Genomic DNA, 7,499 nt, shown 5'->3' with positions numbered 1-7,499 from the left:
AGACGCTGACCTACCGCACCGGGAACGCGCAGCGCTCCGCGGTGGTCTGGACACCACCGGGTTACGCGGCCAAGGGTCCGAAGGGTTACCCGGCGCTCTTCCTGCAGTCGGGTGACGGTGTCGCCGCCACCGACTGGCTCGATCTCGGTCGGTCCAAGCAGATCCTCGACAACCTCTCGGCCTCGGGCGCGATGAGCCCGATGGTCGTGGTGATGAACAACGCCGACGTTTCGGACCACAAGGAGTTGAAGGACCTCCGCAAGGCGGTCACCGACACCTACCGGGTCCTTCGCGACCCGGCGCACCAGGCGATCGCGGGTGTGTCCGACGGCGGCACGCAGGCGTTGCGGGCCGCCCTCACCAAGCCGGGCCAGTTCGGTCACGTCGGCTGGTTCTCGGGCAGGTCGGCTCCGGAGATCGACCGGAAGGACGCCAGGGCGATCAACCGCGGCACCAGGTTGCTGCGCCTGTACACGGGCAACGTCACCGATCCCGCGTACAACGCCACCTACCGCCTGACGAAGGCGCTGGACCGCGCCGACGTCCGGTTCGAGTTCGACGGGGTCAACCCGGACGGCGGCGCGAACTGGACCACCTGGCAGGAGAACCTCGTCGACTTCCTGCCGCGACTGTTCCGCGACGTGCGCGACCACGGGCCGAGCCCCGGTCACCAGCCGCTCAAGCGGGAGTTCACGCCACCGCCGGCCGGCACCACCCCGACGCCCTTCGTCACCGAGGACGGGTTCGTCACCTTCGAGACGACCACCGAGTTCACCGCCGCCCAGCACGTCACGGTCTGGGCGAACGTCGCGCCGGGCGGCAGCTGGCTGCGACTGCCGCTGCACCGCGACGGTGACCGGTGGCGGGCGACAGTGGGCCCACTGAAGCCCTGGTTCTACTACTACCGGCTGATCGTGGACCGGGTCGCGGTCAAGGACACCTCCAACCCGACGAAGGTGACCACCGAACCGATGTGGAGCACCTTCTTCATCCCCGGGCCCGGCGCTCGACTGCTGTCGGACGTGCCCGCCGGTCAGGGCGGAACTGTCGAGAGCATGACCTACTCCAGCACCGTGGCCGGTCAGGACCGCACCGCGCTGGTGTGGACCCCACCCGGGTACGACCCCGGCCGGGAGCAGCCGTACCCCGTCCTCTACCTGCAGCACGGTGGCGGCCAGAACTACACCGACTGGGTCGAGATGGGCCGGGCCAAGCAGATCCTCGACCACCAGTTCCTCGACGGTGATCTCACGCCCATGGTGGTCGTGATGGGCAACGGCAACTCCTCGAACTTCAACAGGGAGCTGCGGGAGAACATCGTTCCGACGGCCCGTGCCCGCTACCACATCTCCAGCGACCCGGCCCAGCAGGCCCTCGCCGGCCTGTCGATGGGCGGTGGGCAGGCGTTCGGGGTGCTGAAGGCCTATCCGGGCGAGTTCGCCTACGTGGCGGCCTTCTCGGCCGGGTTCGGCAGCAGCACCGGTGTCGACGCGGCGGCGATCAACAACGGCACCAAGATGCTGCGCCTGTACGTCGGTGACCAGACCGACTTCGTCTACCCGAGCTTCATGGCCTCGCTGACCACGATGGACAACCTCGGTATCCGCTACGAGTTCGACGGGGTCACCCCCGGGCCGCACGGCTGGGACGTGTGGCAGAAGAACCTCATCGACCTGGCGCCGCGTCTGTTCAAGCGCTAGGAGCCGTTCCAGGCGACGCCACCGGGAGCAGGTTTCCTGCCCCGGTGGCGCCCGCCACGGCACGGCCGCCCCCCGCACCGCCACCCGAAGGGAACCACCTCAATGAAGAGAAGACGGATACTCGCCACGGTTGCCATGCTCGCGGTCGGGACCGGCCTCGCGGCCTGCTCCTCCGACGAGGGCGGCAGCGACGCGAGCAATTGCACCAACACCATCACCAAGAAGGACCTGCCGGTCGTGACGATGTGGGGTTGGTACCCCAACACCCAACTCGTCGTCGACAACTTCAACAAGCTGAACAACGAGGTGCAGGTCTGCTGGACCAACGTCGGGCAGGGCGGGGACGAGTACGACAAGTTCCAGACGGCCATCTCGGCGGGCACCGGGGCGCCCGACGTGATCATGGTCGAGGCGGACCGCATCCCGACCTTCCAGATTCAGGGCGCGCTCGTCGACATCAAGAAGTACGGCTACGACGCGGTCAAGGCCAACTACAGCGAGGGTGCCTGGAAGGACGTGTCGGTCGGTGACGCGGTCTACGGCGTCCCGGTCGACGGCGGCCCGATGGGCATGATCTACCGCAAGGACATCTTCGACAAGTACAAGATCACCCCGCCGAAGACCTGGGCCGAGTACGAGCAGGCCGCGCAGAAGGTCAAGGACGCCGGTGGTCCGCTCTTCGGGGACTTCGGCGCCAACGTGCCGGCGGTCCTGATGGCGCTCCAGATCCAGAAGGGCGCCACGCCCTTCACCTCCGATCCGGCGCAGCCGAACGCCATCGGTGTGAAGCTCAACGACCAGGCGTCCAAGGACGTGCTGGACTACTGGGGTGGCCTGGCCAAGAAGGGCCTGGTCGGCACGCAGAACCAGTTCACCCCGGAGTACATCTCCGGCGTGATCAACGGCAACTACGCGACGTACATCTCGGCGGCGTGGGCACCCGGCTACCTCACCGGCGCGGGCGTCGGCAAGGGCCAGGACACCGGCAAGTTCGCGGTGGCGCCGCTGCCGCAGTGGGACCCGGCCAACCCGGTGCAGGTGAACTGGGGCGGGTCGGCGTTCTCGGTGACCAAGCAGGCGAAGAAGCCGGATCTGGCCGCGAAGGTCGCCTACGGGCTCTACGCCGACAAGGAGTCGCTCACCGACGGCTGGACCAACCAGATCATCTTCCCGCTGAACCTCACGGCGCTCAAGGATCCCGCCTTCGTCGACCTGAAGGTGGCGTTCTTCGGCGGCCAGCAGGCGAACAAGGAGGTCTACGTCCCGGCCGCCGACGCCTACCAGGGCGTCCAGTACGCCCCCTTCGGCCAGTACTACCTCGACGCCATGGAAAAGCAGGTCAGCGAGGTCATCAAGGGGTCGATCACCGGATCGCAGGCTGCCGACCGGCTCCAGGAAGACGTGTCGAAGTACGCCAAGGAACAAGGCTTCACCGTTCAGTGACCGGCTGGGTGGGCCGCGCCGGCACCGCTCGGCCGGCCCACCCTCCCCCCTCAGCGTCCACGTCCCGGAGACCACAATGACATCGCTGACCGAGAAGCGCGCAGCGCGTACACAGCCTGAGACGCGCACGATCCGTGGCAAGGTACACCTTCGCGAGCACCTGATGGGGTGGCTCTTCGTCGGGCCGTTCGGGGTCGTGTTCCTGGCGTTCCTCATCGCGCCGCTGGCGTACGCGCTGTATCTCAGCCTCTTTCAGAAGAAGCTGATCGGCGGCACCAGCTTCGTCCTCTTCGACAACTACGTGAAGGCGTTCACCGACCCGAGCTTCCTGTCCGGGGCGTGGTTCGTCGTCCGCTTCTCGCTCGTCTCGATCCCGGTGCAGATCATCATCGCGCTCGCGATGGCGCTCATCCTCGACTCGGTGACCACTCTGTTCGCCCGCTTCTCCCGCCTCATGATCTTTCTTCCGTACGCCATCCCGACGGTCATCGGCGCGGTGATGTGGGGCTTCCTCTACAGCCGGGGCTTCGGCCCGCTCACCGACATCTTCGGGCTCTTCGGCGCCACCGCTCCCGACTTCCTCGGCAGCGACCTGATCTTCTACGGGCTGCTCAACGTCGTCACCTGGCAGTGGGCCGGCTACTACATGATCATCCTGTACGCGGCCCTGCAGGGCGTCGATCCGACGCTCTACGAGGCGGCCCGGATGGACGGCGCCGGGCGGTGGCAGATCGCGACACGGATCAAGATCCCGCTGATCGCGCCGGCGCTGATCCTGATCCTGGTCTTCTCGCTCATCGGCACCCTGCAGTTCTTCAACGAACCGCAGATCCTGCGTTACCTCGCCGCGGGCACGATCGGCTCGGACTTCACCCCGAACATGTACGCGTACCAGCAGGCGTTCTCGCTCGCCAACTTCAACTACGGGTCCGCGATCTCCTTCGCCCTCGGCGGGATCGTGTTCATCTGCGTGTACGCCTTCCTGTTCTTCACCCGCAAGCGGAGGAGCTTCCTCTGATGACCAATCACACCAGTGTCCGCGCCGGCGCCCGCCGACCGCAGCGCTACCTCCCGATGCAGATCCTGCTCGGCTTCCTGGTGATCTACTTCCTCGTACCGTTCTGGTGGGTCATCGTCAACAGCTCCAAGGACGCGCCCGGCCTGTTCGGCGGCGGCAACACCCTCTGGTTCACCGACCAGATCGACTACCTCGGCAACCTCAGGCAGCTCTTCACCTACGACGGCGGCATCTACCTGCGGTGGATCCTCAACTCCACCCTGTACGCCATCGCCGGCGGAGTCGGCGCCACGGTCCTCGCGGTCATGGCCGGCTACGGGTTCGCCAAGTACCGGTTCGCGGCCCGACGCTTCAGCTTCGCCGTCGTGCTCGGCGCGCTGATGGTGCCCGCCACCGCCCTGGTCATCCCGACCTTCATCATGTTCTCCCGGCTCGGCCTGACGAACACGGTCTGGGCGGTGATCCTCCCGTCGCTGCTCAACCCGTTCGGTGTCTACCTGATGCACGTGTACGCGCGCGACGCGGTTCCCGACGAGCTCCTGGACGCGGCGCGGGTCGACGGTGCGGGGGAGCTGCGGACGTTCTTCCAGATCGCCCTTCCACTGATGCGTCCCGCGGTGGTCACCGTGCTGCTGCTGTCGGCGGTGGCGTCCTGGAACAACTACTTCCTGCCCCTGGCCATGCTCTCCGACAACCGGCTCTTCCCGGTCACCGTGGGCCTCGGCCTCTGGCAGGGAATCGCGTCGGCGAACAACGCGGGAACCACCTCGCTGTGGAGCCTCATCATCCTGGGCTCCCTGGTGTCGGTGATCCCACTGATCATCGCGTTCTTCAGCCTCCAACGACACTGGCGCGGCGGCCTGTCCGTCGGAGGCCTCCGGTAGGCCACGCCACCAGCCAACGCACCACACGCGCATGGATCGCCGCACTGGACGCGGCCGGACGGATGACAGAGAGGTGTGCTGATGTCGACGACGAATCGACCGCTGCGCAGCGGGGAGTGGTTCGGTGCGGAGGGCCGCAACGGGTTCATCCACCGGTCCTGGATGCGCAATCAGGGTTTCGCGGACGACGTGTTCGACGGTCGCCCGGTGATCGGCATCGCCACCACCTGGTCGGAGCTGACGCCCTGCAACGCCCACCTGCGCGACCTGGCCGAATCGGTGAAGCGGGGGGTGTGGGAGAGCGGCGGCCTGCCGCTGGAGTTTCCGGCGATGAGCCTGGGCGAGCCGCTCATGCGACCCACGACCATGCTCTACCGCAACCTGCTGGCGATGGAGTTGGAGGAGTCGGTCCGCGCCAACCCGCTCGACGGGGTGGTCCTGCTCTCCGGCTGTGACAAGACCACCCCCGGTTTGCTGATGGGAGCGGCGAGCGTCGACCTGCCGACCCTGATGCTGACCGGCGGCCCGATGCTCAACGGCAAGTTCCGGGGTCAGGACATCGGCTCGGGCACCGTCGTGTGGCGCTTCACCGAGGAGATGCGGGCCGGCCGGATGACCGCTGCCGACTGCTCCGAGGCGGAGGTCGGCATGTCCCGCAGCCGGGGGCACTGTATGACCATGGGTACCGCCTCCACGATGGCCTGCGTGACAGAGGCGCTGGGCGTGCAACTGCCGGGGGCGGCCGCCGTGCCGGCGGTCGACTCGCGGCGGTACGCGCTCGCGCACGCTGCCGGACGCCGGATCGTCGCCATGGTCGAACAGGACCAACGGCTGTCCTCCGTGCTCACCAGGCAGGCATTCGAGAACGCGGTACGGGTCAACGCCGCGATCGGCGGCTCCACCAACGCGGTCGTCCACCTGCTCGCGATCGCCGGACGCCTCGGCGTCCCGCTGTCGTTGGCGGACTTCGACACACTCACCGCCGACGTGCCGATGCTCGTCAACCTGATGCCGTCGGGGGCGTACCTGATGGAGGACTTCGCCTACGCGGGCGGCCTGCCGGTGGTGATGAAGGAGTTGGCCCCGCTGCTGCACATGGATCACGTCACCGTCAGCGGCAGGAGCGTGGCGGAGAACGTCGACGGCGCCCAGTGCTGGAACCGGGACGTCATCGGCACCCTGGAGGAGCCGTTCCAGCCCGCCGGCTCGGGCACCGTGGTGCTGCGCGGGTCGCTCGCGCCGTCCGGTGCGGTGTTGAAGGTCTCCGCCGCCTCCGCGAACCTCCTCACGCACACCGGCCCGGCGCTGGTCTTCGACCGGATCGAGGAGTACGTCGCCGCCGCCGACGACCCGGACCTCGACGTCACCCCCGACACGGTGATCGTCGTCCGCAACGCCGGCCCACGGGGTTACCCCGGCTTCCCGGAGGTGGGCAACGTGCCCATGCCACGACGACTGCTCGCCGACGGCATCACGGACATGGTGCGGATCTCCGACGCCCGGATGAGCGGCACCGGCTACGGCACCTGCATCCTGCACGTGGCACCGGAGGCGTCAGTGGGTGGCCCGCTCGCGCTGGTCCGTACCGGTGACCTGATCTCCGTCGATGTCCCGACGCGCCGGCTGGATCTCCTGGTCGACGACGGGGAACTGGCCCAGCGCCGCGCCGCCTGGCAGCCTCCGCAGCCGGTGGCCGACCGGGGTTGGGTACGGCTGTACAGCGAGCACGTCCTGCAGGCCGACAGCGGCGCCGACCTCGACTTTCTCGTCGGTGGCAGCGGCAGCGCGGTGCCCCGTCACTCACACTGACGACCACGGACGGACGAGGTCCACGAGGAACTGATCCCATGGAAGAACGGACGGCCCGCCAGTGCGAGTTCACGCAAAGGCCGCTGTGACAGGGGCCGACCGGCCACCGGTCATGGCCGACGTCGCTCGCCTGGCGGGCGTGTCACACCAGACGGTTTCCCGGGTCATCAACGGGGCACCCAGCATCAGGCGCGAGACGCGGGAACGGGTCCTGGAGGCCATCCGTCGGCTCGACTACCGCCCCAACACGGCCGCCCGTGCGTTGGTGCGCGGGCGGTCCGGGATGATCGGCATCATCGGCACGGCCCGGACGCTGTTCGGCCCGACGAGCATCCACCGCAGCGTCGAGGACGCCGCCCGCGCGGCCGGCTACTTCGCCACCTCGGTGAGCCTTTCCGAGGTGACGGTACGGGCGCTCAGCGACGCCACCGAACACCTCATGCGCGTCGGCGTGGAGGGCGTCGTGATGATCGCCGGCAACGACGAGGCTCTCGAGGTGGTGCGGATGACGCGCTCGAGTGTCCCCTTCGTCGTGGTGGAGGGCGACCTGTCCCGGGCCAGCGTGACGGTCGGTGTCGACCAGGTGCTCGGTGCCCGGATGGCCACCGAGCACCTCCTCGACCTCGGGCACCGGGAGCGCGGGCA

The 7,499-nt window shown here is 68.0% G+C and carries 6 protein-coding genes; all 6 read left to right on the top strand.

All coding sequences use genetic code 11. The annotated features are described in order from the left end of the window. A partial coding sequence (locus KBX53_RS15875; protein WP_210860088.1) for an esterase family protein occupies nucleotides 1-1,700 on the top strand: 1,700 nt, incomplete at its 5' end. Between the two features lie 102 nt (nucleotides 1,701-1,802). Further along, complete coding sequence (locus KBX53_RS15870) at nucleotides 1,803-3,143, top strand: ABC transporter substrate-binding protein (RefSeq protein ID WP_210860087.1); 1,341 nt, start codon at nucleotides 1,803-1,805, stop codon at nucleotides 3,141-3,143. A 76-nt stretch (nucleotides 3,144-3,219) separates the two neighbouring features. Beyond that, on the top strand, nucleotides 3,220-4,161 hold the full coding sequence (locus KBX53_RS15865) for a carbohydrate ABC transporter permease (RefSeq protein ID WP_210860082.1): 942 nt from the start codon (nucleotides 3,220-3,222) through the stop codon (nucleotides 4,159-4,161). Further along, entirely contained in the window at nucleotides 4,161-5,045 is an 885-nt protein-coding gene (locus KBX53_RS15860; RefSeq protein WP_210860081.1) for a carbohydrate ABC transporter permease, read from the top strand. Before KBX53_RS15865 ends, KBX53_RS15860 begins: the two co-directional genes overlap by 1 nt. An 81-nt stretch (nucleotides 5,046-5,126) precedes the next feature. Further along, nucleotides 5,127-6,854 carry an IlvD/Edd family dehydratase gene (locus KBX53_RS15855; RefSeq protein ID WP_030330589.1) on the top strand — a complete coding sequence of 576 codons (1,728 nt, stop codon included), beginning with the start codon at nucleotides 5,127-5,129 and terminating at the stop codon, nucleotides 6,852-6,854. A gap of 139 nt (nucleotides 6,855-6,993) precedes the next feature. Then, nucleotides 6,994-7,499: LacI family DNA-binding transcriptional regulator (locus tag KBX53_RS15850; protein ID WP_309140784.1), on the top strand; the 506-nt coding region annotated here is incomplete at its 3' end.

The sequence above is a fragment of the Micromonospora sp. M51 genome (genome assembly GCF_018070305.1).
Classification (GTDB): domain Bacteria; phylum Actinomycetota; class Actinomycetes; order Mycobacteriales; family Micromonosporaceae; genus Micromonospora; species Micromonospora parva.
Note: the sequence above shows the minus strand (reverse complement) of the source record. Positions and strands in the feature narration are given on the sequence as shown.